The 24,921-nt window shown below is 31.5% G+C and carries 26 protein-coding genes; 17 read left to right on the top strand and 9 right to left on the bottom strand.

Annotated elements, in window-relative coordinates:
- Positions 1-22: 22 nt before the first annotated feature.
- From ACIJYG_RS01570 to ACIJYG_RS01545, 6 genes are all read right to left on the bottom strand, one after another.
- A complete protein-coding gene (locus ACIJYG_RS01570) occupies positions 23-877 on the bottom strand; it encodes an ABC transporter permease (protein ID WP_435097751.1) in 855 nt (284 codons plus the stop codon).
- 2 nt (positions 878-879) lie between these two features.
- On the bottom strand, positions 880-2,127 hold the full coding sequence (locus tag ACIJYG_RS01565; protein WP_435097748.1) for an ABC transporter permease: 1,248 nt from the start codon (positions 2,125-2,127) through the stop codon (positions 880-882).
- Positions 2,128-2,196: 69 nt separating this feature from the next.
- The gene (locus ACIJYG_RS01560; protein ID WP_435097744.1) at positions 2,197-3,318 is read right to left on the bottom strand and encodes an extracellular solute-binding protein; all 1,122 of its coding nucleotides are present in this window, start codon (positions 3,316-3,318) and stop codon (positions 2,197-2,199) included.
- 125 nt (positions 3,319-3,443) lie between these two features.
- On the bottom strand, positions 3,444-4,529 hold the full coding sequence (locus ACIJYG_RS01555) for an ABC transporter ATP-binding protein (RefSeq protein WP_435097741.1): 1,086 nt from the start codon (positions 4,527-4,529) through the stop codon (positions 3,444-3,446).
- Positions 4,530-4,568: 39 nt separating this feature from the next.
- The gene (locus tag ACIJYG_RS01550; RefSeq protein ID WP_435097738.1) at positions 4,569-5,735 is read right to left on the bottom strand and encodes a M24 family metallopeptidase; all 1,167 of its coding nucleotides are present in this window, start codon (positions 5,733-5,735) and stop codon (positions 4,569-4,571) included.
- A gap of 4 nt (positions 5,736-5,739) precedes the next feature.
- The gene (locus ACIJYG_RS01545) at positions 5,740-6,483 is read right to left on the bottom strand and encodes a maleate cis-trans isomerase family protein (protein ID WP_435097734.1); all 744 of its coding nucleotides are present in this window, start codon (positions 6,481-6,483) and stop codon (positions 5,740-5,742) included.
- A gap of 60 nt (positions 6,484-6,543) precedes the next feature.
- On the opposite strand from ACIJYG_RS01545, the gene ACIJYG_RS01540 reads away from it, so the two are divergent.
- From ACIJYG_RS01540 to ACIJYG_RS01525, 4 genes are read left to right on the top strand one after another with little or no spacing between them, the layout of a single operon-like run.
- Entirely contained in the window at positions 6,544-7,485 is a 942-nt protein-coding gene (locus ACIJYG_RS01540) for an NAD(P)-dependent oxidoreductase (RefSeq protein WP_435097731.1), read from the top strand.
- 23 nt (positions 7,486-7,508) lie between these two features.
- On the top strand, positions 7,509-8,939 hold the full coding sequence (locus tag ACIJYG_RS01535) for an aldehyde dehydrogenase family protein (protein WP_435097728.1): 1,431 nt from the start codon (positions 7,509-7,511) through the stop codon (positions 8,937-8,939).
- Positions 8,940-8,942: 3 nt separating this feature from the next.
- On the top strand, positions 8,943-9,320 hold the full coding sequence (locus ACIJYG_RS01530) for a VOC family protein (RefSeq protein WP_435097725.1): 378 nt from the start codon (positions 8,943-8,945) through the stop codon (positions 9,318-9,320).
- 1 nt (position 9,321) lies between these two features.
- A complete protein-coding gene (locus tag ACIJYG_RS01525) occupies positions 9,322-9,963 on the top strand; it encodes a glycerophosphodiester phosphodiesterase (RefSeq protein WP_435097722.1) in 642 nt (213 codons plus the stop codon).
- Positions 9,964-9,965: 2 nt separating this feature from the next.
- Here the strand turns inward: ACIJYG_RS01525 and ACIJYG_RS01520 are convergent, their stop codons facing one another.
- Positions 9,966-11,090 (bottom strand): TauD/TfdA family dioxygenase, encoded by a 1,125-nt coding sequence (locus tag ACIJYG_RS01520; protein WP_435097719.1) that lies wholly within the window; start codon positions 11,088-11,090, stop codon positions 9,966-9,968.
- A 131-nt stretch (positions 11,091-11,221) separates the two neighbouring features.
- Between ACIJYG_RS01520 and ACIJYG_RS01515 the strand changes: the two genes are divergently transcribed.
- From ACIJYG_RS01515 to ACIJYG_RS01500, 4 genes are all read left to right on the top strand, one after another.
- Positions 11,222-12,238 (top strand): glycine betaine ABC transporter substrate-binding protein, encoded by a 1,017-nt coding sequence (locus ACIJYG_RS01515; protein ID WP_435097716.1) that lies wholly within the window; start codon positions 11,222-11,224, stop codon positions 12,236-12,238.
- A gap of 230 nt (positions 12,239-12,468) precedes the next feature.
- Positions 12,469-13,320, top strand: a complete 852-nt coding sequence (locus tag ACIJYG_RS01510; protein WP_435098826.1) for an ABC transporter permease — start codon at positions 12,469-12,471, stop codon at positions 13,318-13,320.
- On the top strand, positions 13,320-14,345 hold the full coding sequence (locus ACIJYG_RS01505; protein WP_435097713.1) for a quaternary amine ABC transporter ATP-binding protein: 1,026 nt from the start codon (positions 13,320-13,322) through the stop codon (positions 14,343-14,345). The genes ACIJYG_RS01510 and ACIJYG_RS01505 overlap by 1 nt, the downstream gene beginning before the upstream one ends.
- A gap of 3 nt (positions 14,346-14,348) precedes the next feature.
- Positions 14,349-15,137, top strand: coding sequence for an SDR family oxidoreductase (locus ACIJYG_RS01500; protein WP_435097710.1), 789 nt, complete (start codon positions 14,349-14,351; stop codon positions 15,135-15,137).
- Between the two features lies 1 nt (position 15,138).
- Here ACIJYG_RS01500 and ACIJYG_RS01495 read toward each other — a convergent pair whose 3' ends face one another.
- Together ACIJYG_RS01495 and ACIJYG_RS01490 are read right to left on the bottom strand one after the other, a co-directional pair.
- Positions 15,139-16,080 carry a 3-hydroxyacyl-CoA dehydrogenase NAD-binding domain-containing protein gene (locus ACIJYG_RS01495; protein ID WP_435097707.1) on the bottom strand — a complete coding sequence of 314 codons (942 nt, stop codon included), beginning with the start codon at positions 16,078-16,080 and terminating at the stop codon, positions 15,139-15,141.
- Entirely contained in the window at positions 16,080-16,967 is an 888-nt protein-coding gene (locus ACIJYG_RS01490; protein WP_435097704.1) for a 3-keto-5-aminohexanoate cleavage protein, read from the bottom strand. Before ACIJYG_RS01490 ends, ACIJYG_RS01495 begins: the two co-directional genes overlap by 1 nt.
- Before the next feature lie 35 nt (positions 16,968-17,002).
- Here ACIJYG_RS01490 and ACIJYG_RS01485 point away from each other — a divergent pair, with 35 nt between their 5' ends.
- From ACIJYG_RS01485 to ACIJYG_RS01445, 9 genes are all read left to right on the top strand, one after another.
- On the top strand, positions 17,003-17,731 hold the full coding sequence (locus ACIJYG_RS01485; RefSeq protein ID WP_435097701.1) for a class II aldolase/adducin family protein: 729 nt from the start codon (positions 17,003-17,005) through the stop codon (positions 17,729-17,731).
- The gene (locus ACIJYG_RS01480; RefSeq protein ID WP_435097698.1) at positions 17,732-18,199 is read left to right on the top strand and encodes a thioesterase family protein; all 468 of its coding nucleotides are present in this window, start codon (positions 17,732-17,734) and stop codon (positions 18,197-18,199) included.
- Positions 18,196-19,032 carry a TauD/TfdA dioxygenase family protein gene (locus ACIJYG_RS01475; RefSeq protein ID WP_435097695.1) on the top strand — a complete coding sequence of 279 codons (837 nt, stop codon included), beginning with the start codon at positions 18,196-18,198 and terminating at the stop codon, positions 19,030-19,032. The genes ACIJYG_RS01480 and ACIJYG_RS01475 overlap by 4 nt, the downstream gene beginning before the upstream one ends.
- Before the next feature lie 5 nt (positions 19,033-19,037).
- Positions 19,038-19,574 carry an HD domain-containing protein gene (locus ACIJYG_RS01470; protein WP_435097692.1) on the top strand — a complete coding sequence of 179 codons (537 nt, stop codon included), beginning with the start codon at positions 19,038-19,040 and terminating at the stop codon, positions 19,572-19,574.
- Positions 19,571-21,154, top strand: coding sequence for a choline dehydrogenase (locus tag ACIJYG_RS01465; protein WP_435097689.1), 1,584 nt, complete (start codon positions 19,571-19,573; stop codon positions 21,152-21,154). Before ACIJYG_RS01470 ends, ACIJYG_RS01465 begins: the two co-directional genes overlap by 4 nt.
- On the top strand, positions 21,151-22,101 hold the full coding sequence (locus ACIJYG_RS01460) for a DMT family transporter (RefSeq protein ID WP_435097686.1): 951 nt from the start codon (positions 21,151-21,153) through the stop codon (positions 22,099-22,101). Before ACIJYG_RS01465 ends, ACIJYG_RS01460 begins: the two co-directional genes overlap by 4 nt.
- The gene (locus ACIJYG_RS01455; RefSeq protein ID WP_435097683.1) at positions 22,101-23,066 is read left to right on the top strand and encodes a 2OG-Fe(II) oxygenase family protein; all 966 of its coding nucleotides are present in this window, start codon (positions 22,101-22,103) and stop codon (positions 23,064-23,066) included. Before ACIJYG_RS01460 ends, ACIJYG_RS01455 begins: the two co-directional genes overlap by 1 nt.
- A gap of 101 nt (positions 23,067-23,167) precedes the next feature.
- The gene (locus tag ACIJYG_RS01450) at positions 23,168-24,334 is read left to right on the top strand and encodes an LLM class flavin-dependent oxidoreductase (RefSeq protein ID WP_435097681.1); all 1,167 of its coding nucleotides are present in this window, start codon (positions 23,168-23,170) and stop codon (positions 24,332-24,334) included.
- Complete coding sequence (locus ACIJYG_RS01445) at positions 24,334-24,921, top strand: amino acid synthesis family protein (protein ID WP_435088679.1); 588 nt, start codon at positions 24,334-24,336, stop codon at positions 24,919-24,921. The genes ACIJYG_RS01450 and ACIJYG_RS01445 overlap by 1 nt, the downstream gene beginning before the upstream one ends.

Raw genomic sequence — 24,921 nt, 5'->3', positions numbered from 1 at the left:
AAAATATAATTAAGTAAATTAATTATCTATTAATTCCTCTTAGTCTCTCAGATCTTCTTCTTAAAAGCTCTGCACTAACCAAGATTAAAGTAGACATAATAATCAAACATGTCGCAACTGCCATAATAGTTGGGCTTAATTGTTCTCTTAATCCTACCCACATTTGAATTGGAATAGTAGTGTTCTCTAATCCAGCTAAGAATAGTACAACCACAACTTCATCAAATGAAGTCACAAAAGCAAACAAGGCTCCTGAAATAACCCCTGGCATAATTAATGGTAATGTAATTTTCATAAATGTGTTTACTGGATTACTTCCTAAACTTGCTGCAGCACGTGTTACACTATGATCAAAACCAGTTAATGTTGCAGTAACCGTGATTACTACAAATGGAGTTCCCAAGATTATATGTGATAATATTATTCCTGTGTGAGTTGCGGCTAAGCCAACTTTTGCCATAAAGAAAAATATTGCTGTACCTGAAATGATTAAAGGAACAATCATGGGTGAAATTAGTAAAGCCATGAATGCAGCTTTATATGGCATGTATCTACTGCTTAAACCTAATGCAGCAACCGTTCCAAGAATGGTTGATCCTATTGTTGCAAAGAAAGCTATGATTAAACTATTTTTAGTAGCAAGTCCCCATGGGTTCTTGGTTCCATAAATCATATCTTCATACCATCTTAGAGAAAACCCTTCTGGATCTAATGCTAACATTTTTGCAGAAAAGTGAATGTATTGCTCAGCATTAAATGACAATGGCAATATTACAAACAAAGGCGCTATCAAAAAGAAAAAAACTAAACCACAAAAGAACAGGTATGTGTAATGCCAAATTCTATAATTTAAAGGTGTGTGATTTGGTAATGCCATAATTATCCTAATTTAATATTATCTATTCCTACAAGTTTATTATAAATCCAATAAATAGTTAGTACTCCAACTAACAACATAGTTCCAAGGGCAGATGCAAACGCCCAGTCTAAAGAACTCTTCATATGATAAGCAATTGTATTACTAATTAATGATCCACTTGCTCCACCCACTAATGCAGGGGTAATGTAATATCCTATCGCTAAAATAAATACCAATAAACATCCAGCACCAATTCCAGGAATGGTTAATGGAAAATAAATTTTTACAAAAGATACCAGTGGTGTTCCACCTAATGATTTTCCAGCTCTCATCAAGCTAGGTGATATAGTTTTCATAACACTATAAAGAGGTAAAACCATAAAAGGTAATAATATTTGTGTCATTGCAACAAATGTACCAATTACATTATACATAAGCTCCGGCCTATTATCGTCAGCAGCTAAGCCAATCCAAACAATTAAATCATTAATTGGACCTTGTTGCTGGAGTAAAACCATCCAACTAGAAGTTCTTACTAATAATGACGTCCAAAAAGGAAGTAACACACAAATCATAAGTAAATTACTGTATTTCATAGGTAGTGTTGCTAGTAAATGTGAGATTGGGTAAGCAAGAATAAAGCAGAATATGGTAACCCAAAAAGCTACATTTAATGTCCTTAACCATAAAGTTTTGTGAATTCTTCTATCCTCTGGAACTTGAATTATATTTCTATCTTGATCAAATCTTCTATCTATACCTTTTAAATATTTTGCGTAAGACCAGTTTGGAGCTGTATTTTTAAGAGCTACCAGATATTCACTTTGACCCCACCTTTTATGAACTTTAATAAATTGCTCTTTGTAATTACCTTCTTCAAATTTATTAATTTTTCTAACTGTCTTTTTAATTAAGCTACTAAAACCACCTTTTTCATAGTTTAATCTAGCTATAATTTTACCGTAAGTTTTAGTTTTCTTTAAATAAGATAAATCTTCATAAAGACCTTTATAAACCGGTTCTTCAGGCAAATCTTGGCCATCCCATTTTTCCATCGCAGCAAATGTCTTAGGAAGCATTTTAGTAATCATTCGATCATCAACACTTCTAAAAAGCATATCTCCAATTGGAAATATATAAATTATTAAAATAAATAAAAATAATGGAGCAACGAGTGCAACAGCTTTAAGTTTATTTTTTCGCTCAGCTTTTTTTAAGCTAACCTCTAAAGGTAATCCGTCAGATGATAATATTTGTTCTTTGCTCATAATAAAAAAGGGCAGTTATAAATAACTGCCCTTTTAATATAGTATAAAAAACTATTCTATAAAACTAAATTATAGACCAGCTTTCATAGCTTCCCATTTTTCACCAATTTCGTCTTGGTTATCTGCCCAAAACTCAGGGTTCATAAGGATGTATCTTTTAGTGTTAGCAGGCGCTGTTGGCATATGTGGTACCATGTTAGTCTTACCATCTTTAAACCAAGGCTCTCCAGCTTCCATAACTGCGATTGAAGATTTTCTCCAAGGCGCGTATGCAATGTACTTAGCACTTCCAGCTAAACCTTCTGAGCTAGTCATTTCTCTAAGTACTTTCAAAGCTGAACCGTCAGCATAACCTGGACCGTCTTTAACTAATGCAAAGTATTCATAGTCAAGAATTTGTCCATCCCATACTTGTACAAGTGGAGTTCCTTCCATTTGTGCATTAAAGAATCTACCATTCCAACCAGTAGCCATTACTACTTCACCATTAGCTAGTAGTTCTGGTGGTTGAGCTCCAGCATTCCAGAATACACATCCGCCGTTTGGATCTTCACATAAAGCTTTAAGTTTATTCATAGCTCTATCGATTCCACCATCAGCATTAAGTTTTCTGTAAGTTAAGTCAGAACCTTTACCAGGGTTAACACCGTCTGCAGTGATAGCAATTTCTAAGTTAGACATTGCACCTTTGTAAAGAGCTCTCTTACCAGGGAATTTTTTAGTATTAAAAAAGTCTTTCAATGAAGTTGGTTTTTTAGTTCCAATTGTTGCATCATTGTAAGCAAAGTTCCAAGAGTACAGAATGTTTCCAACTGCACATTTTGAAGGCATGCTAGTAAAGAAGTCTTGACTTGCAGGTGTTCCATCTGGAGCAGGTGCAAAGTCTTTATCAAAATCGAATTCATGGAAGATACCTTCGTCACATCCAACGATAGTATCTTTTGCGTATACATCGATAATGTCCCAAGTTATTTTTCCAGCTTCTTTTTGAGCTTTAATTTCTGATAATCCACCAGTGTAGTCTACCCAGTTTACAGGTATTCCAAGTTTCGCTGCTGTAGGATCACCGTAACCCAATTTTTGTGACTCTGTGTAAGCTCCACCCCAAGACACTACAGTAACTGCAAATGCTGAAGTTGTTACAGAAAGTACAAAAGAAAGAGCAAGTAATAATTTACTTATTTTTTTCATGTATTCTCCTATTTAACGTTAACGTTTTTATTTTATAAAGTGATACTAAAACAATATAGAATAGCTTAGTCAACAGCTGATTAAGGCTAATTTGTCTTACTTTTATTGTGAATAATTTTTAGAGATTATTTCGGATCTAAAGCTCTACAATCAACACTATTCCAACCGATATTAATTTCTTTATCTACTTTAATATCCATTCTGTTTGAGCTATTCGGAACTTTTAAAATAAATTGATCATTCCCTAATAGATCTACTCTTAATCTTGTATGATCACCGTGATATATTACTTCTTCAATCTTACCTTTGTGATTGTTATCCATTTTAGTTTCTGGATCAATCAATGCTCTTTCAGGTCTAAGAGATATTGTAGTTTTGTCTCCTTTTGCCTTTGCAACAATAGGATTTGCTAAAATTTCAGTTCCTGAATTTAATTTTACTTTACATTTATCTCCAGATACATCTGATACTTCACCTGCAAAAGTATTGTTCTCTCCAATAAACTCTGCAACAAAAGAATTAACAGGTCTTTCATATAATTCATCAGGGCTCGAGAGTTGTTGAACTTTTCCGTCATTAAAAACCGCAATTCTATTAGACATCGTCAAAGCTTCAGTTTGATCATGCGTAACATACACAACTGTTACACCAATACTTTCATGGATATGTTTAATTTCATATTGCATGCTCTCTCTTAAATTTTTGTCCAGAGCTCCTAAAGGTTCGTCCATTAAAACCAATTGTGGATCAAATACTAATGATCTTGCAACAGCAACCCTTTGTTGTTGTCCGCCTGATAATTGCATGGGCATTCTAGATTCAAAACCTTGAAGAGATACCATTGATAATGCTTTATCAACTTTTTTGTCAGCTTCATCTTTTGGAATTTTTCTAACTCTTAATGGAAATGCTAAATTTTCATAAACAGTCATATGGGGAAACAAAGCGTAATTCTGAAATACCATTCCAATTCCTCTTTTGTGTGGAGGAATATCTGAAATAACTTTATTATCTAAATAAATTTGTCCGTTAGTTGGAGTTTCAAATCCAGCCAACATCATCAAACAAGTTGTTTTACCAGAACCAGAGGGTCCTAGCATTGTTACAAACTCTCCTTCAGCAATGTCTAAATCTAAACCCTTTACGACTAGTTGCTTACCATCATAACTTTTATCTACATTTTCAAATCTTACAAAATGATCATTAGCCATACTACTTTAAAACATTTGTTAGATTGATAATCAAGTAATTTATTTAATATGTAATTCTTTACTCATATTACAAAATAATTCACTTCCTGTTTCTGTGACTCTAATGGCCTCAGATGCTTCAACTCCCCAGTCACCAAATTGCATTACTGCAATCATATGAAAACAAACATTAGGCTCTAATACTGTCATATCCCCTTTATATATATTAAGTGTGTGTTCTCCCCAGTCAGGTGGATACCCAATTCCAATTGAATAACCAGTTCTTGATTTTTTATCGATACCGTATTTGTCTAATACTTTCCAAAAAGCTTGAGCAACATCATCTGCAGTATTTCCAGGTTTTACTGCACTAATTCCTGTTTCTAACGCCTCAATAGTTTTCTTCATTGTATCGATTTTTAGCTGATCAGGTTTACCTAGTAATACTGTCCTAGCCATAGGGGCATGATATCTTTTATAAACTCCAGATAATTCGATAATAGTAGCTTCTCCTTCCACAAACTTATCTTGTGTAGCGGTTAAATGTGAAGCTGAAGTTCCTTTTCCAGTAGGAAGTAAAGTTGCAATACTAGAATACTCTCCACCAAACTCCTCTGTTCCATAGAATAATGATTTTTGAATTTCACCTACTGCATCGCACTGTCTTACTCCTGGGTTTATTACATCTATTGCAGTTTTCATTGCCTTTTGAGAAATTAAAGCTGCAGATTTCATGTATCCAATTTCAGCATCTGATTTTACTAATCTTGCCCAGTTAACAAGTCTATCGCTATCTACAACTTTAGCATTTGGAAGGCCTTGCTTAATTTTTTCATGACAAAAAGCCGTATAATAATGAGCATCCATTTCAACACCAATAGAAAGTTTATCCCATTTTCTTTCTTTTATAACTTGAACTAAATAATCGTAAGGATGTTTTGGCCATGTATGAATATAATTTTCATCGTAAACAATAATATTTTCATCTTTTAAATATGTTTTAATATAAGCTCCACCAGAGTCTTGTGCTCTTACAAAGCATAATGGCTCCTCAGCATTAACGTGAACAATTGCGCATTGAGCATAATAAAAGGACCAAGCATCATAACCTGTTAAATAGTTTAAATTGTTTGTATCATGTGAAATTAATAGCTCGATGCCTTTTTCTTGCATCATCTTATGAACTTTTTTTAACCTTCGTTGATATTCTTCTTTTGTAAAATCCATGTTTTTAGTTTTTAAATAATTTTCCAAAGCCTTCAATCGAATTTTTTTTTCCAATTGACTGTAATGTGTCCCAAATTAAAACTTGATTACTTGAAAGAACTACTTTGTTTAATTTTTTCTCAAGTTTATCAATAATAGAAAGGGCTGGTAAAGCTGTACAAGAGATAAAGAGAGCGTCTGCGTCTCCTAAATCCATCTTTGACAAAGTTTCATAAAGATAATCTTCATCTACTTTACCAATATCTAAATCACTTAAGATATCAAAATAGGCATTTGAAGAAACCTCGAAGTTTTCACTCTTAAAATAGTCAATTACTTCATCATTTAGAACTTTTGAATATGGAGTAAAGATTGCAATTTTTTTTACATTCATCTTTTTTAATGCATTAATTGCTGCTGTACTTGGAGTGGTAACTTCAGCGCCAGGTTTTGCTAAATTAATTTTCTTTTTAATATTTTCATATCCTGCAGCAATAGTTCCTGAGGTACATCCATAAACAACACAATCTAATTTTTCATTTGGCAAAATATCCTCTGATATTTCAGTTACTGTGCCTGACATTTTGATTAAATTTTCACTGGTCAGAGGAAAGTAACAATGAATTCTGTTAACAAAAAAATCTATGTTTTGATCTTTAATGACACTTATAAAATCTTTTTCTATTCTAAAATCAGTAGCTAGCGCAATTAATCCCACTCTAGGGTTTGAAAGTTCTGCATATTTTGGTTCGATTTTTACAGAGTGCATAATTTTTAAAACAAATATAACATTAGCATCTAAATATTCATCAAAATTAAGGAGAAATTAATGAAGGTTGGTTTTATTGGCTTGGGCAATGTTGGGGGGAAATTAGCAGGAAGTTTGTTAAGAAATAACTTTGATTTAACAGTTAGAGATTTAGATAAAAATCTTACTCAATCATTTAAAGATTTAGGAGCAAAAGTTGTAAATTCTGCAAAAGAACTAGCTGAACAAGTTGATTTAATTATCACATGTTTACCCTCTCCTAAAATTTGTGCTGAGGTGATGGAGGCAGAGGATGGTGTGATCAATGGATTATCTGAAAATAAAATTTGGTTAGAGATGAGTACAACAGATGAAGCTGAGATTAAAAGAATTAGCAAAAAAATAATTGCTAAACAAGCTGTCCCTTTAGATGGACCTGTCAGCGGAGGATGTCATAGAGCTGCTACAGGGAACATTGCAATATTTGTTGGTGGAGAAAGAAATGCATTTGATAAAATTTTACCTGCGTTAACAGTAATGGGGAGAAAAATTTTACACACTGGTGAATTGGGTAGTGCAACTGTTTTAAAAGTTATTACCAATTATTTAGCTTCTGTTCATTTAGTTGCTCTAGGTGAGGCTTGGACAGTTGCAAAAAAATCAGATTTAGATCTTGCTAAAGCTTATAAAGGAATTGCTGTTTCCTCAGGAAACTCTTTTGTCCATGAAACTGAAAGCCAAGTCATATTAAATGGTTCTTATAATATAAATTTTACTATGGATTTAGTTTTAAAAGACACTGGCTTATTTGATGATCTTGCAAAAAAGTTGGGTGCTCCTTTAGAAATTTCCCCCAAAGTTGTTGAAATTTTTAAAGATGGACAAAAAAAATATGGCTCTAGAGCTTGGTCTTCAATGATTGTTAAAAGAATGGAAGATATTAATAATATAGATTTTAGATCAAAAGGTTTTCCGGAAGAGCTTATAGATAATGAGCCTGAAGAAAAAGGATATGAAATATAATTATTGTGATAAGTTAAAATAAAATGTTAGATAAAAAAAAATTCTATATTAATGGAGAATGGGTAAACCCTTATAAAGAAAATGATTGTGAAGTTATTAATCCTTGTAATGAAGAACCGTTTGCAACTATTTCACTAGGCTCAAAAGAAGATACCGATCTTGCAGTTAAGGCAGCTAATACTGCTTTTGAAAGCTGGAAAGAAACTACTAAAGAGGAACGATTAGATTATTTAGAAAAATTACTCTCAATTTATAAAAAAAGATTTGGAGAAATGGCTAAGGCTATTTCATTGGAAATGGGTGCACCTATGGATTGGGCAACAAACGTACAAACGGCTTCTGGTAGGGATCATTTAGAAGATTTTATTTTAAGATTAAAGGATTTTAAATTTGATGAACACTTTGATGAAAAATCTAATAATCATATTTATTATGAGCCAATTGGAGTTTGTGGGTTAATTACTCCATGGAACTGGCCTATAAATCAAATAGCTCTTAAAGTTATACCGGCACTTGCAACTGGCTGTACTATGATTTTGAAACCCTCTGAAATAGCACCTATTTCAGCTATGTTATTTGCTGAAATGATTGATGAAGTAGGTTTTCCAAAAGGAGTATTTAATTTGGTCAATGGAGATGGAGTTGGAGTTGGATCACAAATATCAAGTCATCCAGATATTGATATGGTTTCATTTACAGGCTCCACAAGAGCTGGAAGATTAATTTCAAAAAATGCAGCGGATACAATTAAAAGAGTTTGTCTTGAGCTTGGTGGTAAAGGTGGAAATATAGTTTTTGCTGATAGTTATAAAAATGCAGTAAGAGATGGTATTCGAAATGTAATGAGTAATTCAGGTCAATCTTGTGATGCTCCAACTAGAATGTTAGTTGAAAAATCTATTTATGAAAGAGCAGTAAACGATGCAGTAGATGAGGCAAATAAAATTCAAGTAGATCAAGCTTCAAAAAAAGGAGACCACATAGGTCCAGTAATTTCAAAAACTCAATATGATAAAATTATTAGTTTGATTGAAAGTGGAATTTCAGAAGGCGCAACATTAGCAGCGGGAGGGCCTGAGCTACCTAATGGTTTAAATAAAGGTTATTTTATCAAACCAACAATATTTACAAACGTTACAAATGAAATGAGAATAGCTAAAGAAGAAATTTTTGGTCCAGTTTTATCAATTATTCCATTTGATACAGAAGAAGAGGCAATACAAATAGTTAATGATACATCTTATGGCTTGGGAAATTATTTACAAACAGAAGATAAAGCAAAAGCTCATCGAGTTGCACAAAAATTAAGATCAGGATGTGTATATATAAATGGTCATCCAGCAGATGCGGGAACTCCATTTGGAGGATATAGACAATCTGGTAATGGTCGTGAAGGTGGAGTGTGGGGACTTGAAGAGTATCTTGAAGTCAAAACTGTTACAGGCTGGAAGTAGTTTATGATTGGCTTTGTAATGGTTGGTACTAACAATCTTGATAAAGCGACTAAATTTTACGACACTCTACTTCATGCAATTGAATTACAAAGAGTGGTAACAAATGAAAAGTATGTTGGCTATGCATTAAACGAAAAGCCTGATGATGTCGAATTCTACGTTACTAATCCTGTCAATAAAGAAAAGGCAACTTTTGGAAATGGAACTCAAATATCTTTTTTAGTTAAATCAAATGATTTGGTGAATAATTTTTATAATACTGCAATAAAATTAGGAGCAAAAGATGAAGGAGCTCCAGGAATAAGATCGGGTGATTATTATTGTTATGTTCGAGATCTTGATGGAAATAAAATTTGCGCATTTTCTAAAATAGATAATTAAAATGCATTTAATACATAGAGGAATAGTAAATAAACTTTTTAAAGAAAATCTTTTAATCTCATTTAAACAGTCGTTTAAAAAAGGCTATGGTATTGAAACAGATATTCATGCCACAAAAGATAATGAGTTTATTTGTTTTCATGATTTTACATTAAAGAGAATTTTAAAAAGAAACTTGAGTGTTAAAAATCTAAATTATTCTAAGATAAAAGAAATAAGCACAAAACTTGGTAAACCTATTCCTCTGTTAAAAGATCTACTTGAGGCCTCAGATAACAAACATGCTCTTTTTATTGAAATTAAACCCCTTTTTTCAAAATCACTTCTTAAAAAACTTATAATTGAAACATCAAGATATAAGAAATGTGTATTTATTTCTTTTAAGCATGAGAATATTTTCAATCTATTAAATATTAATAAAAACACTAAGGTGGGTCTTTCTTTTTGTCCTCCCGCAAGTGTTAAAAAAATAATAGAAAAATCTAATAATAAGAAAATAAATTATTTAATTTTAGATAAAACTTATCTGATGAATAAAAAAATTCAGAGACTTAAAATTAAAAAATATTATTACACAATAAAAACAAAATCTGAATTTAATAAATTTAAAGAAAATAATAATTTAATATTTGAAAACCTATAAAATTATTTTTTTAAATAATTTAATCTTCCAATAATTTCATCTCGGTCCATATAATAACCTTGCAGATGTCTATGTCCTGAGTTTGGATCAAATTCAGTTCGACCATGAAGAAGTCTCCTATTGTTAAATGAGAATATATCACCTGGCTCTAATCTAAAATTAATTTGATATTTTTTATCATGCAAAAGATTTCCAAATCGATGATGTGCTTTATAAACTTGTTCCATAATTTCAGGATTACAATCTAGTGTGTCCATTGTTGCAACACTAAATCTTATATCATTGTAATCTCCATCCTTTGTTAATGTTATAGCTGGAGAATGAAAACTTCTGTGCGCTACTTGAGTATAATCTTTATCTTTGAATTTTAATGGAACAGAAACTAAAGTATCAAATATTTCTTTTTCATTTTTTCTTAGATAATCTGCAACAGCAAACGCGTCTACTGCTGAGGAATCTCCACCTTTAGCAGAATTTATCAAACAATGTAAAAATTGATACCCTGGAGGATTTTCAAACCAAGGAAGATCCATGTGATTTCTTAAAGCATGAGCAGTATAGGCTGAATTATTTGGTTTTGGAATATTGATAACTTCAAATGGAGTTTTAAAAAAAGTTTCTCTAGTATGACTTATTCTATTTAAAACTTTAAAAGCAGAATTTTTTTCGACTGGTGCATTTTTAACAATTGCAATTCCTGTATGATGTAAAAGTTCTAGCCATTTAACTAAACCTTCTTCTGAATTAATTATTTCATCATGATCTATTTCAATTGATTTTAAATTTTTCTCTAATGAATTATCCCAAAGTTTATAAGGTGATTGATATTTAGCTTTATTTTTTAAAGTATAGCAATTCTCTCTTAACCATGATGGATCATATGAACTTTTGTGATCACCTTCACTCCATTCAATTTCTAAACTACCATTTGAGCTAATATTATAATTTTTTGGATTAATATTTGCTGTAACATTTAAAATGTTAAACATTCTATGACGTGAGTCTTTATCATGTGCTGTTGGGCAATTATCTCTTAACCATAAATAATTAAATTTGCTTTCCTCACCATCATCCCAAACAATTTTTAAATATGTAGAATTTTTTTCTAATTTAGAAATTTCAATCATATTCAATCATTATATAAAAAAGTGGACTTTTCAATTCAATTTATAGTTGTATCTACAATCTAGCTCTTGTTTTTTATTCTCATTCATTATTTAATCTCATTATTAAAACTTAACCTTAAGGAGATAATTTAATGAAGTTTTTGAAAAAATTAGTTCTTTCAGCTTTTTTTGCGTCATCCCTATTAGCAACGAGTGCTAATGCAGGTGACTGTAAAGCTAGATTGGGAGATTTTGACTGGAGTAGTGCGAATATTCATACTGCTATTTCACAATTTATTCTTGAAAAAGGATATGGATGTGAAGTTTCAGTAACTAAAGGAAGTACTACACCTATCATGGCTGCTCACTATGATAAGCAGTTAGATGTAATTACTGAAGTATGGTACGACAATATTATTGCGAACTACGAGCCTCATGAAAAAGCTGGTACAATCAAAAATATTGGTGTGAATACTCCAGACTCTCAGCAAGCTTTCTACGTAGATAAAGCTACAGCAGATAAATACAATTTAAAATCAGTAATGGACATGAAAGATCCAAAAATAGCAGCTCTATTTAAAGATCCAGAAGATCCATCAAAAGGTAGAATGACTAGCTGTATTTCAGGTTGGACTTGCTACACTGTAAACTTAGTAAAACAAAAAGAGTATGGTCTAGATGCTTTCTATACAAACTTTGATCCAGGTTCAGGTGGAGCATTAGATGCTGCTATCGCTGGAGCATTTGCTAAGAAAAAACCTATCTTTACTTATTACTGGGCACCTACTGGTTTAATGGGAAAAGTTGATCTTGTAAGATTAACTGAACCTAAGTTTGATGCTGACTGTTGGAATAATATGTCTGCAGTTGTAGAAGACATCAAAGCTAATGGACCCGATGCTTATAAAAAATCTTGTGCTTGTGAGTATAGAGATATGGCTCTAACTAAATCTGTATTAACTGATTGGGCAAAAGCTCATCCAGCTGAAACAGCTTTTTTAGAAAAGTATACTATTCCTACAGCAGTAGTTAACAAAATGTTGGCCTTCTACGAAGACGAGTCAGATGGTGATATGGAATTAACTGCTAAAGAGTTTTTAAAAACTGAATCAATGTGGAAAAGTTGGGTACCTGCAGACGTAGCATCAAAAGTTACAGCTGCTTTATAATCCAATAGTATAAAATAATTTTGAGAGCCCTTCGGGGCTCTCTAAAAATAAAAATTATCCTTATGTTCAAAAATAAAAGAGATTTATTCAATATCGGCTTATTAGTAATTTTCGTATGGCTATTGATTACAAGCTATGGTTCATCAAAAAGAAAACCTGAAAATATTGGAGAATTGTTTAACGACTACTCTTGGCTAAGTGATTGGCCTAAATGGTTAGATTTACCTTTGATGCCATGGATTAATAAAGCGTTTAAATCTCTAAATGAAAACTATGGTTTTATTTTTGAAGCAATAAATAATGTTTTACTTGCAATGTTAATGGGGTTAAAAAATTTTTTAGTTCAAGCTCCTTGGCCAGCGGTTATTATTGGAGTGGTGGTACTTACATATTTTGCAAGTGGAAAAAAAATTAGAACTACTGTTGCAGTAGGTTTTTGTACATTCTTTATTGGTTTTTTACACCCAAGATTTTGGGATAAAGCAATTGAGACAACATCCATAATGTTGATTAGTATTTTCTTATGTCTAATCATTGGTGTTCCTATTGGAATTTGGATGTCACGAGCAAATAGAGTAAGAGAAAAAATCCTTCCAATACTTGATTTGATGCAGACTATTCCTGCATTCGTTTACTTAATTCCAGGAATTATGTTATTTGGTTTAGGCGCAGTTCCTGCAATTATTGCAACTTTTATTTACGCTGTTCCTCCTTTAGTAAGACTTACTGATCTTGGAATTAGATTAGTTGACTCTGAAGTAACTGAGGCAGCAGATGCTTTTGGTGCAAGTAAAAAACAGAAATTATGGGGTGTTCAAATTCCATTAGCACTGCCAAATATTATGCAAGGAATTAACCAATGTACCATGATGGCTTTATCAATGGTTGTTATTGCATCGATGATTGGAACAAGAGGTTTGGGAGATGAGGTTCTTCTTGGTCTTCAACAATTAAATGTGGGCCGTGCTGCTGAAGCAGGTATTGCAATTGTATTGTTGGCAATTGTTCTGGACAGAATTACTCAATCTTATGGTGAAACACTTCAAGAAAGAAATGCTCCGGCTAAAAAGGCTAAGAAATAATGTCAAAAATAGAAATAAATAATATTTATAAAATTTTTGGAAATAATCCAGACTCAGTCATGGATATGGTTAAAAATGGATCAACAAAAGATGAAGTTCTTGAACAGACAGGGCACACAGTAGGTCTTGATAATGTTTCTTTAAATATAGAAGAAGGAGAAACTTTTGTTTGTATGGGTTTGTCAGGTTCTGGAAAATCAACATTAATAAGACACTTAAATAGATTGATCGATCCAACTGCTGGGGAAATTCATATAGATGGCGAAAACGTTATGAATTTTAATCCTGAACAGTTAATTGATTTTAGAAGACATAAAATGAGTATGGTTTTTCAAAGATTTGGTTTATTTCCACACAAAACTGTAATGCAAAACGTTGGTTACGGTTTAGAGATGCAAGGTAAAGCAGAAGAAGAAAGAGATAAAATTGCTATGGAAAAAATTGAGGCAGTTGGTCTTAATGGATTTGAAAACCAGTTTCCAAATCAGTTATCTGGTGGAATGCAACAGCGTGTTGGTTTAGCAAGAGCGTTGGCTACGAATTCTGATATCATGTTAATGGATGAAGCATTTAGTGCATTAGATCCTCTCATTAGAAGTGACATGCAAAAACAATTAATTGATCTTCAATCAGAATTAAAAAAAACAATTGTATTTATTACTCATGACCTAGATGAGTCATTAAGACTTGGAGATCATATTGGAATATTAAATGCTGGAAAATTAGTGCAGGTTGGAACACCTGTTGATATTATCATGAATCCTGCTGACGATTATGTAAAAGCATTTGTGAAAGATGTTAATAGAGCAAAAGTTATTAAAGCAAAAATCATCATGACAAAAGCTAATGAAACAAATGGTATTGATAAATCAAATTTAGTTAAAGTGAATGAAGATCAATTTATAGAAGAATTTTTACCACAAATAGTTTGTACCAATGCTAATTGTGAAGTAGTTGATAAAAGTGGAAATGTAACAGGTTATATAACTAATAAAGAATTACAGTCTTCATTAACAAAATCATAATTAATGATTAACCAATCATTAAAAAATAAAAAAATAATCATATCAGCAGGAGCATCCGGAATTGGTTTAGCAACAGCAAAGATTTGTCTAGCAAGAGGAGCAACTGTTTATCTTTGTGATATAGACAGTAAATCTCTTAACAAATTAAGTAAGCACCCATTAAAAAATAAAAAATTATTTGCATACCTATGTGATGCTTCAAATGAATATCATGTTTCAGATTTTTTTGAGAAAGTTAAAAAGAAAACAAAAAAAATTGATGCTTTAATTAATAATGTAGGTATTGCAGGACCTACCGGATCACTTGAAAAATTAAAATCTAAAGATTGGGAAAATACTTTGCATGTAGATGTAAATAGTCACTTCTATTTTACAAAAAAAGCTATTCCTTTAATAAAAAAATCTAAAAATGGTTCAATTATTAATATTTCATCCACTGCTGGTATACTTGGTTTTCCACTTCGATCTCCTTACGCGGCAAGTAAGTGGGCAATTATTGGTGTAACAAAAACTTTAGCTATGGAACTTGGTAAATTTAATATTAGAGTTAATGCAGTATGTCCCGGAACAATTAAGGGTGATAGAATGAAAAGAGTTATAATGGATAAAGCTAAATTTACTAAAGTTTCTACAAAAGTAATTGAGAAAGATTTTGTTTCAATGAGTTCAATGAAACAATGGATCTTAGAAGAAGATATTGGAAAGATGTGTTCTTTTCTAATTTCAGATGACTCCAGTAAAGTTTCTGGGCAAGTAATCTCTGTTGATGGTCATACAGAAAGAAATGATTAATCTATCTTAATTTTTTTTCGTATTTCTTTCTTAACTTTTGTAATTCGACTAAGTATTCATCTCTAATATTTGAAATTTTACTAACAGATTTACCTTTAGATTGTTTTTTTGTTCCCTGAACTAATCTATCAATTAATTTATTAGATAAAGTTGGTGCTTTTAATTTAGTCCATGGAAGTTTTAAAGCAGGTCCAAATTGTTCTAACATATGTCTCATTCCAGCTTTTCCTCCAGCTAGATGAAAAGTTAGAAAGGTTCCCATCAATGACCATCTTAAACCTGGGCCATCTTCAATTGCTCTATCTAATTCCTCTGTAGTTGCATGACCTTCATTAATAATATGTAGCCCCTCTCTCCATAAAGCTTCTTGTAATCTATCTGATAAATAACCAGGCAACTCATGCTTTACCATTATTGGGTTCATTGATATTGACTTATAAAATTTTTTTGCTTTTTCTAAAAATTTTTTTGATGTTTTTTTTCCTGGAACAATTTCAACAGCAGGTAATAAATAAACTGGATTAAATGGGTGTCCAATCATCGCTCTTTCAGGATTTTTACATTTAGAATAAATTTTTGTTGGTAGCAGTCCTGAGGAACTTGATGAGATAATCGCATTTGGTTTAGCATATTTTCCAATAGTGCTCATTAAATTAGTTTTTAATGTATAATTTTCACTTGCACATTCTTGAATAAAATCTGCATCTCTTAATGCTTCTTCAATAGAGGTAAAATATTTAAAATTTATAAGATTAATTGTTTTTTTATTAAAAAGTTTTTTTACATATGGCCAAGTTCTTTTAATCTCAGCTACTAAATTTTTTTTTAATTTTATATCCTTATCGAAAGCATGAACAATTTTATTGTGTGCCAAACATCTTATGATCCAACCTGCGCCAATTACTCCAGTTCCAATAACTGCAATTTTTTTAATTTGGGACATTACTTGTGTTTAACAAGTTTTAACTTTTCTCTAGTTTCTGCAGGAGTCATTGGTGTGTAACCAATTTCATCAATAATTCTTATTGCTTTTTCAACTAACTGAGCGTTTGTTGCAAGCTTACCTTTTGATAGATATAAATTATCTTCTAATCCAACTCTTGGATTTCCTCCCATTAAAACAGTTTGAGCAACAAATGGCATTTCATTTTTTGAAATAGCGAAACCAGACCACACACCTTCTTTAGGCATAATATCTTTCATAGCCTGCATCGCTAAAGTAGTTGCTGGTGCACCCCATGGTATTCCTAAACACATTTGAAACATCGGTGGATCACTTAATAATCCTTCTTTATATAACTGAGCTCCAAACCACATATTACCTAAATCAAAAGCCTCTATTTCTGGCTTAACTCCAATTTCTTTTAATTTTTTTGCAGCTTTTCTTAAATCATTCGGTGTATTCACTGTAATTGTTGAACCATCACCAAAGTTTAAAGTTCCTGCATCAAGAGTACAAATTTCTGGAAGAAACTGTTCAGCATTTGCAATTCTCTCCATCACATTTGCCATATCAGTCATGGGTCCAAAATCTAAAGGGTTGTCCCCTTGTCCAATATCAAGATCACCCCCCATACCTGTTGTTAAATTTAGAATAACATCAGTGTCACTTGATCGAACTCTATCAACAACTTCTTTATATAATTCTAACCTTCTACTAGGAGTGCCATCTTCCTCTCGAACATGGATATGTGCTATTGCAGCTCCTGCTTTTGCTGCCTCAATTGAAGCTGTTGCAATTTGTTCTGGAGTTTTTGGTAAATCAGGATGTTTACTTGCGGTGTCACCTGAACCCGTCACTGCACATGATATAAAAACCTTATTGCTCATAATTTATAATTTAAATATAGTTTAATTTGGTAAAAATGGAAATAACAGAATTACAGAAAGACTTAGCCGCCACTTTTAGATGGACTGCAAGATTAAATATGCATGAAGGTGTTGCTAATCACTTCAGTGCATGCGTTCCAGGTTCAACAACTGATTTTTATGTGAATAAAGCCGGTATTCATTTTAGCCAAATTAAAGCTAGTGATTTAATTTTAGTGACTAAAGAAAATATGAATGATTTAAAAAATGAACCTAATTTAATTGATCCTACTGCAATAAATATCCATGGAACTATCCATCAAAAAGTCCCACATGCAAAATGTATTTTTCACTTACATTCAAAATACGCAACAGCTTTATCTACTTTAAAAGATCCCATTATGAAACCAATAGATCAAAATACAATGATATTTTATAATAGAGTATCTGTTTTTAATGAATTTGGAGGATTAGGATTTGAAGACGAGTCTATTAAAATGGCTAATGCCCTAGGAAACAAACAACACATGCTACTAGCTAATCATGGAATTATTACAACTGGTGAAACGATAGCAGAAGGATTTAATTATTTATATTATTTTGAAAGAGCAGCAGAGACGTATCTAACTGCTTTATCAACTAATGAAGAATTAAATATTGTAAGTGATGAAATTGCAGAAAAAACAGCTGAGGAAACAGCAAATTATCCTATAGATTTAGCAAAGTTGCACCTTCAGCAAATAAGATTAATTTTAGATAAAGAAGAACCGGAGTATAAAAATTAAATGACAGTTCATATAGCAAATCAAATTATAAAAAAAGAATGGACCGATTATAATAACCATATGAATATGGCTTATTATGTTCTGGTTTTTGATCAAATTTGGGAAATAATTTTAGAAAAATTTAAAATGGGTGAACAATCTGCGAAAACAACTAAAATGAGTACAATGGTTGTAGAGACACACACCACATATAACAATGAAGTCAAAGAAGGTGACGAAGTAGAGATTAATCTTACATTTTTTGATCACGATAAAAAAAGATTACATTTTAAAATGGAAATGATTGAAAAATCGTCAAAAAAACTGTCTGCTACACTTGAGATGTTATCTTTATATATTGATTTAAATAAAAGAAGAGTTGCAGAATTTGAAGATGAAAAAGTAAAATTAATGGATAATTTTATAAATCTGAATAAATCAAATTTTAAAAATGATGATTTAGTAATTGCTGGAAAGTTAAAAAAATGATGGAAATAAAACTATTATCAGGTGCTTTAGGTGCAGAGATAAAAGGCATTGATTTAACAGATGTATCCGATGAAAATTTTAAAAAAATTAATGATTTACTTCTTGAACATAAAGTTATTTTTTTTAGAGATCAGCCTATTACCAAAAAACAACAAATTGCCCTTGCAGAAAAGTTTGGACCTTTAGAAACGCACGCATATGTAAAAGGTCTGAATAATTTTCCAGAAATTGTAAGAATTATTAAAGGGAAAGAGGAAAAAAACCAATGGGGAGAGAATTGGCATAGTGATGTGAGTTATAATTCAAAGCCTACAAAAGCAGTAATACTGAAATCAATAAAAATACCTCCAGTTGGTGGGGATACTTGTTTTTCAAATATGGAATTAGCATGGGAAACACTAAATCCAAAAATTCAAGAAAAAATAAAAAATAAAAAAGCAATTCATAGTTCCCTTGGAGCTGAATTTTTCATTGATAACTACAAGTATATGGAGGGAAATGAAAAGAGAAATTACGACTCTTATTCAAATGAACATCCAATTGTAAGAACTCATCCAGAAACAGGCAAAAAGATTTTATTTGTTAATTGGACTTATACAAAACAAATTATTGGTTTAGAAAAAGAAGAAAGTGATCAAATTTTAAAAGAAATCTTTGAACACCAGGCAAGATTAGATCTAACATGTAGATTTAATTGGACTGAAAACGCTGTTGCTATTTGGGATAATAGAAGTGTTATTCATTATGCTATTGCAGATTTTTTTCCTGGCCGAGGTTTAGGACACGAAAGAATTATGGATCGCATTGCAATTGAAGGTGATCATCCTCAATAATTTTAATGCAAGTTGTTGATAAAATAATCTCAAATTTTAGAAACAATAAATCTCTTTATATAGGCGAAAAAGTAACCATGTCTGAACACATGATACAAACTGCAATGCTTGCAGAAAAAGCGAAATGTAATGATGACCTGATATGTTCCTGTCTATTGCATGATTATGGTCATTTCATTTTGGAAAGCCCTGATGAATTAGTGAAAAAAAATTTAGACGGTAAACATGAAGATATCGGTTATGAATATTTAAAGAACGTATTTAAAAAAGAAATTACTGACCCAATAAAATACCATGTTCAAGCTAAACGATATCTTGCTAGAGATAAAAACTATTTTGAATTGTTGTCAGAGGCTTCAAAAATTAGTTTGAAATTACAAGGTGGTGCACTTAACGACGAAGAATCTGCTAAATTTAAAGTCCAAGATTACTTTAAATCAACAATTCTTTTAAGAAAATTTGATGAAGTAGCCAAAAAAACTGATATCAAAATGAAATCTATTCATGACTATAAAAAATTGCTAACGTCAAAATTATTATGAAATTTGATTACTTAATTATCGGGGCTGGATCAGCAGGCTGTGTGCTTGCTAATCGATTATCAGAAAATAGTCAAAACAATGTAGCTATTTTTGAAGCTGGCAAACCTAGCGATATTTGGAAAGTAAACATGCCTCTTGCAATTTTATATACAATGCATGATCCAAAATATAATTATAAATACTATTCAGAACCAGAACCTCATCTTCATAATCGAAATCTATTTTGCCCTAGAGGAAAAATGATCGGTGGATGTTCTGCTCATAACGGAATGGTTTATGTCAGAGGAAACCCTAATGATTACCAAAGATGGGCGTCATTTGGATTAAAAGATTGGTCATACGAAAAGGTCTTACCTTTCTTTAAAAAAATAGAAACTTGGTCAGAGGGTGAAAATGAATATCGAGGTGGAAGTGGAATTTTACCTGTTAATCAATCTAAAAACAAAAATCCATTATTTAAAGCTTTTATCGATTCAGCCGGTGAAGCTGGATACAAAATTAATGATGATATGAACGGTAAAGATCAAGAAGGTTTTGGGATGTACGATGTGACTATCCACAAAGGTGAGAGAGCTAGCGTTTCAAAATATTATTTAAATTCTGCTAAAAAAAGAAAAAATTTAAAAGTTTTTACCGACGCCTTTGTAGAAAAAATTATTTTTGATGGAAAAAAAGCAATTGGTATTGAGGTAAAAATTAAAGATAAAGTAGAAAAAATTTATGCAAACAAGGAAGTAATCCTTAGTGGGGGCGCAATAAACTCTCCACAATTATTGATGCTTTCAGGTGTTGGACCAAGTAAACATCTTAAAGATAAAGGTATAGAAGTAGTTCATAATCTAGAAGGAGTTGGTAGAAATCTACAAGACCATTTGGAAACATATGTTCAGCAAGAATGTAAAACTTCAGACACTTTGTACTCTTATGTAAATAAATTAAATATGATGAGAATCGGTATTCAGTGGTTTTTATCTCGAACTGGCCCCTGCTCTACTTCTTTTCTAGAAGCAGGTGGTTTTTGCAAATCTTCTCCTGAAAGAGAATATCCAAATATACAATTTCATTTTTTTCCAGCTTTTGTAATTGATCATGGATTAGTTGATCCTGATCGTCATGGTTATCAGCTTCATGCAAGTCCTAATCATCCAAAAAGTAGAGGGCACATTACATTAAAGAGTTCTAATCCATATGATTATCCTAAGATTCAATTTAACTATTTAGAACATGAAGATGATCTTAAACAAACAATAGAATGTATTCATGTTGCAAGAAAAATTTTAGGCCAAAATTCATTGGGACCTTTTGCAGGAAAAGAAACAGGCCCTGGTGAACATGTTCAAACTGACGAATTATTTGAAGAATACATAAGATCAAAAGCTGAGACAGCTTATCATCCATCTTGCACCCTTAAAATGGGTGTAGACGATATGGCGGTTGTTGATGAAAAACTTAAAGTGCATGGTTTAGAAAATATTAGGGTGGTAGATGCATCTGTGATGCCTGAAATAACAAGTGGAAATCTTAATGCACCAACATTAATGATTGCTGAACGAGCCTCTAATTTTATTCTAAATTCATGACATCTGCACAAAGTAACTCTAAAGGAATCCTATTTATTTTAATGGGAATGGCTTTGTTTTCTATTCAAGATGCTTTAATAAAATTCATATATGAAGACGCGGCTTTATATGAATTGTATTTTGGAAGAACGATTGTTGCATTTATTTTATTAGTTGGATATTTAAAAATTTCAAAAAAAAAAATTAATTTAAAAACCCATTATCCTTTTTTAACGATTATGAGAGTTATTTGTTTCTTTTTTGGATTTAGCTTTTTTTATGTTTCTTTAACTTATATGTCGCTTGCAATGGCAAATGCGTTATTTTTCTCAAGCCCCTTCTTTGTTTCAATATTAGCAACAATTTTTTTAAAAGAAAAAGTTGGTATGAGAAGATGGTCGGCAATTTTTATTGGTTTTATAGGAGTATATATAGTTTTAAATCCTGATTTTGATGATTTTGATTTTATGAAGCTGGCTCCTGTTGCATGTGCTTTATGTTATTCAATATCAATGACGATTACAAAAATCACTTCAGATAAAGACAATGTATTTACACAAATGATACATTTATATTTTGGTGCTATTTTAATAAGTATTTTATTTTATGTTTTCACCGGTGAAGGACAAATGAACAATTTTACTGATCCTACTTTTCAATTTATTTTTAGAGAATGGTTTACAAATCCATCACATGCTTGGCCCTATATTATAGCAATGGGATGTATTGGTGCTTTTGCGTTTTATTTTGTTTTTAACGCATACAGTATTGCCTCTCCTTCAGTTGTTTCGCTTTATGAATATTCTTTAATAATTTGGTCAATTTTAACAGGATTTATTTTGTTTAATAATATTCCTACAACAAGAACCTTTATTGGTGTCGCAATAATAATTGGAGCTGGAATTTATATTTATTTTAGAGAGAAAGTAAAAGATCAAATGATTGTTACAGATACTCCTAATAGATAATGAAAAGTTATATTCCAACTATTAATATTTCATCTTTGTTGAAGTCAGATTTTAATACTTTAGCTTCAAAAAATACATTAAGAAAAATTGAAAAGGCGTGCATTGATATTGGTTTTTTTCAAGTCACAGGACATGGGATAGAGATAAAAAAAATAAATAATATTTGTAAAATTGGTAATAGATTTTTTAATTCACCTAATACAAATAAAAATAAATTGGCACCAAAAAAATGGAATAAAAAAAATAAAAATATTTATAGAGGATATTTTCCAAATACTGTAAACGGTAAAGAAGGTTTAGATCTTGGAGATCTTCAAATTAAACCTCTTAATTCAAAAAAATATAAATCTCCATATATAGAATATCTAGATTTGACTAAATCTTTTAATAAATCCTCAATTGAAAGTTTATCAAATTATTACGATAATATTTTTTCTTTAAGTGAAATCTTATTTAAGGGAATAATTAAACTTTATAAAAAAGATGAAGCTATCAGTAATAAAGCTTTCTCAAGACTTAAAACTCTAAGCACGTTAAGGTTTAATTATTACCCAAATCAAACAAAGCCAGTAGAAATTTCAAAGCAAGATGGGGTTGCACTTGGCTGTGAAACACATGTTGATAGCGGAGTTTTTACTATTCTTTACCAAGACAAAAAAGGTGGTCTTCAAGTCCAAAATAGAAATAACAAAAAATGGTACGATGTACCTTTTAACAAAAAAGCTCTCATAGTAAATACTGGTTTAGCTTTAGAATATTTAAGTAAAGGCAAGTTTAAAGCTACAAATCATAGGGTGTTATGGAATAAGACTAAAAGAATGTCTGTACCTTTCTTCTTTGAGCCTTCTTTTGATTTTAAAATGCACCCTTCTTTTTTAAATGGTTCTAAGAGTGTCAAAAAAGGCATATTTTTTCAGAATTTTTTAAAAAACTCATTAAAGAAATTTATTGAATATCAGCGATAAGGTTAATAGTATTATTTTATTAAAGCGATACATAACTCATCGTTAAATCCAATACGAAAGCGGGATCGATCGTCTTAAATTTAATTATTTAGGAGGTTTAAATGAAATTTGGATATTTTTGTAATACGACTAATTGGAGTCATAAACCATACAATCAATTATTGGACGAGGTAAAAGAGATCACCGCTTATTGTGATCAAAATAATTGGAACTCAATTTGGTATACTGAACATCATTTTAATCATGAAGGAATGGAGTCTTGTACAAATCCCTTGATGATGGGCGTTGATGCGGCAGCAAGAACAAAACAAATTAGAATTGGACAAGCTTGCAATGTAATTACATTTCACAACCCTATCCGATTAGCAGAAGATATTGCTTTACTTGATCAATTATCAAATGGAAGAGTTGATGTTGGAATTGGTCGAGGAATTTATGGAAGAGAAGCTATTAACATGAACAAAGAGGCTGATCTTAAAGATCAAGCAAAAAACTTTAGATTGTTTGAAGAAAGTTTAACCATAATGAAAAAAGCTTGGACTGAAAAGTTTTTTAGCCATCAAGGTGAGTTTTATACCTACCCTTCTCCAAATTTTACATGGCAACATGACATGAGTCCGCCTAGTGAGGAATTTTTAGATACAAAAACAAATGAAATTAAAAAGATAAGTATTGTTCCAAAACCTAAACAAAGCCCCCATCCACCAATATGGCAAGTTGTCGATGGTGCTAGATCAATTGAATGGGCAGCACAAAATGGATTGAATACCATTATGTGGATCCCAACAGTTAAAGCATTAAAGAAGAGATTTGAAATTTATCAAGAAGCAAAATCTAAAGCAGAGAATAGAGATGTTCCTTTAGGCGAAGGCATATCATTAGTTAGGGATATGTTTGTTGCTGAAACAATGGAAGAGGCGGAAAAAATGGCTGGCGAACATATTATTAATTATATGAAATGGGTATGTCATTGGAGAGGTTTAGGAAATCATATGGATCCAGGTGAAGAATTACCAGAGACTAAACACAAACTGGATTTATTAAATTATGATTTTCTTCACAAAAGAAATTTATTATTTGGAACTCCTGAATATGTTGTTAATAAAATTAATGAACTTAAATCAGAGTTAAATCTTCAAAATTTACAAGTATGGTCTAATTTTCCTGGTATAGATCATGAGGCTTGTATGAGAAGTATAAAACTGTTTAATGATGAAGTGATACCAAAAATTAATTTTAATAATGATGATGTGGAGAAAGCTAGTTAATGAAACTTGAATTAAGAAAATTTACAAAGTTTGTAGATAAAACTTTTATCGAAGGTGGCAAGGAAGCAAAAGAACCTGTGTTGTTAGTATCGGTTGCAGCTGTTTTTAAAAACCCATGGGCTGATCAAGGTTTTGTTGAGGATTTAAAGCCAATTATTTTAGATCTTGCTCCAAAGTTAGGAGACATTCTAGTTCCAGAATTGATAAAAGAAATTGGCTCACCTGATAAAATTTTAGCCTACGGTAAAGCTGGAACTGTTGGTCTTAATGGAGAAATTGAGCATGCATCAGCATTTATTCATACTTTAAGATTTGGAAATAAATTTAGGGATGCAGTTGGTGGAACTTCTTACCTAAGTTTTACAAACACAAGAGGGCCTGCGGGATCCAAAATGTCAATTCCAATGATGCATAAAACAGACTCTGGTTTAAGACCTTATTATTTAACACACGAATTCACCATTCATGACGCGCCGTTTGATGATGAAATTGTAATTGCTATAGGTGGCGCTTCATCAGGTAGAGCTCACGCAAGAACTGGAGACCGTTATCAAGATATGAAGGAAATGGGGCTAGATCCTAAATAA

The organism is Candidatus Pelagibacter bacterium nBUS_27, from assembly GCF_051200985.1.
Lineage (GTDB): Bacteria > Pseudomonadota > Alphaproteobacteria > Pelagibacterales > Pelagibacteraceae > Pelagibacter.
The sequence above is the reverse complement of the archived record's forward strand: the minus strand, read 5'-3'. Positions and strand labels throughout refer to the sequence as shown.

Bases quoted from the DNA above. Each gene is read 5' to 3' on its own strand.
- ACIJYG_RS01570 (WP_435097751.1), bottom strand. From the start codon at position 877: ATGGCATTACCAAATCACACACCTTTAAATTATAGAATTTGGCATTAC.
- ACIJYG_RS01565 (WP_435097748.1), bottom strand. From the start codon at position 2,127: ATGAGCAAAGAACAAATATTATCATCTGACGGATTACCTTTAGAGGTT.
- ACIJYG_RS01560 (WP_435097744.1), bottom strand. From the start codon at position 3,318: ATGAAAAAAATAAGTAAATTATTACTTGCTCTTTCTTTTGTACTTTCT.
- ACIJYG_RS01555 (WP_435097741.1), bottom strand. From the start codon at position 4,529: ATGGCTAATGATCATTTTGTAAGATTTGAAAATGTAGATAAAAGTTAT.
- ACIJYG_RS01550 (WP_435097738.1), bottom strand. From the start codon at position 5,735: ATGGATTTTACAAAAGAAGAATATCAACGAAGGTTAAAAAAAGTTCAT.
- ACIJYG_RS01545 (WP_435097734.1), bottom strand. From the start codon at position 6,483: ATGCACTCTGTAAAAATCGAACCAAAATATGCAGAACTTTCAAACCCT.
- ACIJYG_RS01540 (WP_435097731.1), top strand. From the start codon at position 6,544: ATGAAGGTTGGTTTTATTGGCTTGGGCAATGTTGGGGGGAAATTAGCA.
- ACIJYG_RS01535 (WP_435097728.1), top strand. From the start codon at position 7,509: ATGTTAGATAAAAAAAAATTCTATATTAATGGAGAATGGGTAAACCCT.
- ACIJYG_RS01530 (WP_435097725.1), top strand. From the start codon at position 8,943: ATGATTGGCTTTGTAATGGTTGGTACTAACAATCTTGATAAAGCGACT.
- ACIJYG_RS01525 (WP_435097722.1), top strand. From the start codon at position 9,322: ATGCATTTAATACATAGAGGAATAGTAAATAAACTTTTTAAAGAAAAT.
- ACIJYG_RS01520 (WP_435097719.1), bottom strand. From the start codon at position 11,090: ATGATTGAAATTTCTAAATTAGAAAAAAATTCTACATATTTAAAAATT.
- ACIJYG_RS01515 (WP_435097716.1), top strand. From the start codon at position 11,222: ATGAAGTTTTTGAAAAAATTAGTTCTTTCAGCTTTTTTTGCGTCATCC.
- ACIJYG_RS01510 (WP_435098826.1), top strand. From the start codon at position 12,469: ATGCCATGGATTAATAAAGCGTTTAAATCTCTAAATGAAAACTATGGT.
- ACIJYG_RS01505 (WP_435097713.1), top strand. From the start codon at position 13,320: ATGTCAAAAATAGAAATAAATAATATTTATAAAATTTTTGGAAATAAT.
- ACIJYG_RS01500 (WP_435097710.1), top strand. From the start codon at position 14,349: ATGATTAACCAATCATTAAAAAATAAAAAAATAATCATATCAGCAGGA.
- ACIJYG_RS01495 (WP_435097707.1), bottom strand. From the start codon at position 16,080: ATGTCCCAAATTAAAAAAATTGCAGTTATTGGAACTGGAGTAATTGGC.
- ACIJYG_RS01490 (WP_435097704.1), bottom strand. From the start codon at position 16,967: ATGAGCAATAAGGTTTTTATATCATGTGCAGTGACGGGTTCAGGTGAC.
- ACIJYG_RS01485 (WP_435097701.1), top strand. From the start codon at position 17,003: ATGGAAATAACAGAATTACAGAAAGACTTAGCCGCCACTTTTAGATGG.
- ACIJYG_RS01480 (WP_435097698.1), top strand. From the start codon at position 17,732: ATGACAGTTCATATAGCAAATCAAATTATAAAAAAAGAATGGACCGAT.
- ACIJYG_RS01475 (WP_435097695.1), top strand. From the start codon at position 18,196: ATGATGGAAATAAAACTATTATCAGGTGCTTTAGGTGCAGAGATAAAA.
- ACIJYG_RS01470 (WP_435097692.1), top strand. From the start codon at position 19,038: ATGCAAGTTGTTGATAAAATAATCTCAAATTTTAGAAACAATAAATCT.
- ACIJYG_RS01465 (WP_435097689.1), top strand. From the start codon at position 19,571: ATGAAATTTGATTACTTAATTATCGGGGCTGGATCAGCAGGCTGTGTG.
- ACIJYG_RS01460 (WP_435097686.1), top strand. From the start codon at position 21,151: ATGACATCTGCACAAAGTAACTCTAAAGGAATCCTATTTATTTTAATG.
- ACIJYG_RS01455 (WP_435097683.1), top strand. From the start codon at position 22,101: ATGAAAAGTTATATTCCAACTATTAATATTTCATCTTTGTTGAAGTCA.
- ACIJYG_RS01450 (WP_435097681.1), top strand. From the start codon at position 23,168: ATGAAATTTGGATATTTTTGTAATACGACTAATTGGAGTCATAAACCA.
- ACIJYG_RS01445 (WP_435088679.1), top strand. From the start codon at position 24,334: ATGAAACTTGAATTAAGAAAATTTACAAAGTTTGTAGATAAAACTTTT.